Origin of the sequence: Bacteroides togonis (assembly GCF_900130135.1) — a bacterium.
Taxonomy (GTDB): Bacteria; Bacteroidota; Bacteroidia; order Bacteroidales; family Bacteroidaceae; genus Bacteroides; species Bacteroides pullorum.
In genome coordinates this window covers 1-2007 of sequence record NZ_LT670833.1, presented here as the reverse complement: position 1 = coordinate 2007, position 2007 = coordinate 1, and the positions used below count along the sequence as shown (strand labels likewise).

Sequence of the window (2007 nt, the reverse complement as noted above, 5' to 3'; positions counted from 1 at the left end):
CGAAGCATGTCATCAACGGTACTACCACCACAACGGACTATTGCGGGAACGTGGTCTATGAAAACGGTGTGCAGAAGCTGCTGCTGACGGAAGCCGGTTACGTCACCCTGGCGGACAAGAAGTATCACTACTACCTGACGGACCATCAGGGGAACAACCGGGTGGTGCTGAATCAGAACGGTACGGTAGAGGAGGTGAACCATTACTATCCCTTCGGAGGACTTTTCGCAAGCTCTACGAATGTCCAGCCTTACAAGTACAACGGTAAGGAGCTGGATACGAAGAACGGGCTGAACTGGTACGATTACGGGGCCAGACACTATGACCCTGCGCTGGGAAGGTTTATGACGGTTGACCGTTATGCCGAGAAATACTCGTCCATGTCGCCTTACCAGTATGCGGCGAATAATCCGGTCAATATCGTAGATATTAACGGAGACAGCTTGTCCATATCCGATCCGTCTTTGATTAAAGCCATAGAAAATGGTTTTATAAAGGGAAGTAATGTGCATATGGTATGGAATAACGGAGTATTGGATCCCAATTCTATCAAAGATCAGGCTTTGAATGGCAACGATTTCTTCCTGAAAGATTTATATGAGATTGCGAGTTCTGATAAGATGGTTGAATTGTCATTGTCTGATGTAAATACCTATAAACTGAATGGAAAAATTGTGAGAGAACCTTTCAGTATGGTTGCTGATGATAATTCTGCGGATTTAGGTTCTTTTTATGAGGAACAACTGCGAAAGATGGGGGAGCCTTTGGGTAGAGGTATTAGAGGTAATTTAGGCCAAACCTTGGTTCCTGACAAAAGTTTGCAGTCGGGAAAACAATCCCTTAATAACAATATACAGGTTATTATTAACGGAAAGAGTCTGATTAATCATCGTACTGTTGGTATTGCTCATGAATTTGGTCATGTCTTGTTGTATTTGAACAATCTACCATTTAGCCATGGGCAATCTGGAGTTGATGATTTTGTATATGGTAGAGCGTCTATTATGTCAAAACGATTAGGATATGATTATTAAGTATTTTTTTCTAATATTCTTTTTCTTTCTAGGTGAATTCTCTTTCTCCCAAGAAAAGCACAATTATTGTTTGTACGATGTTGATGGCTTCCCATTGTGGAGAAATCTGTCTGATACAGACTCTGTTTCACAAATGGAGTATATAACATTGACAAATCAGAAACTAAAAGTTGATTTATTGCAAAGAGTTCAATTCAAGGAAGGAAAAGATTCTTTGGAAAATTTCGTAAGAAAATTGTATTATAATCAGGAAAATTATGACTATATTGAGATAAATCAACGCGTTATCTTTGTGATTCTATTTGATAAAGATTTGAATATTTTAGAAATCCGGCAAATGCCTCCTAAACTTTGGCATAAGCAAGAAGAATATAAATTGTTATTTACAAAGATTTTAAAAAGTACTACCGGCATGTGGGAAACGCATGTGGCAGACCAAGAATGGTATATTTACTATTTTATTATACGTTGGTTTTAGAAATACTAGACGAACAAACATACGAATACCTTAAAATAGTATTCTATTATTAAGCGTATAAGCAACCTTTGGAATGATAAATAATTTGTTCCTAAGGTTGCTTTATTATTATTGATATTTGAACTTGACTGCGGAGCAACACCCTGTGCTTGAATCGTATGAACGACGTAGCAAACACTGCGGCCTACAACAACGGTTTCGAGTTCAAGGACGCCGTGAAGCAGGCCAATGAGTACGCCTACGACGCGAACGGCAATCTGACGAAAGATTTGAACCGTAACATTAGCAATATTCAATATAATTTCTTAAATTTGCCAAGCAAGGTCACGTTCGGTGACGGGAGCACCATTGAATATGTCTATGCCGCGGACGGAACCAAGCTCCGCACGAAGCATGTCATCAACGGTACGACCACCACAACGGATTATTGCGGGAACGTGGTCTATGAAAACGGTGTGCAGAAGCTGCTGCTGACGGAAGCCGGTTACGTCACCC

At 40.3% G+C, this 2007-nt stretch carries 2 protein-coding genes and 1 pseudogene; all 3 read left to right on the top strand.

Going from position 1 to position 2007, the window contains the following annotated elements:
• On the top strand, positions 1 to 1034 hold a 1034-nt coding region (locus BQ8005_RS16815; RefSeq protein WP_075319339.1), incomplete at its 5' end, for an RHS repeat domain-containing protein.
• Entirely contained in the window at positions 1024 to 1512 is a 489-nt protein-coding gene (locus tag BQ8005_RS16810) for a hypothetical protein (RefSeq protein ID WP_075319338.1), read from the top strand. The genes BQ8005_RS16815 and BQ8005_RS16810, both read left to right, overlap by 11 nt.
• 158 nt (positions 1513 to 1670) lie before the next feature.
• Positions 1671 to 2007, top strand: a pseudogene (locus tag BQ8005_RS16805) (RHS repeat-associated core domain-containing protein); the annotation flags it as partial.

What these genes read in the sequence shown, in the direction of transcription:
- BQ8005_RS16810 (WP_075319338.1), top strand. Translation starts at nt 1,024, where the DNA reads ATGATTATTAAGTATTTTTTTCTAATATTCTTTTTCTTTCTAGGTGAA.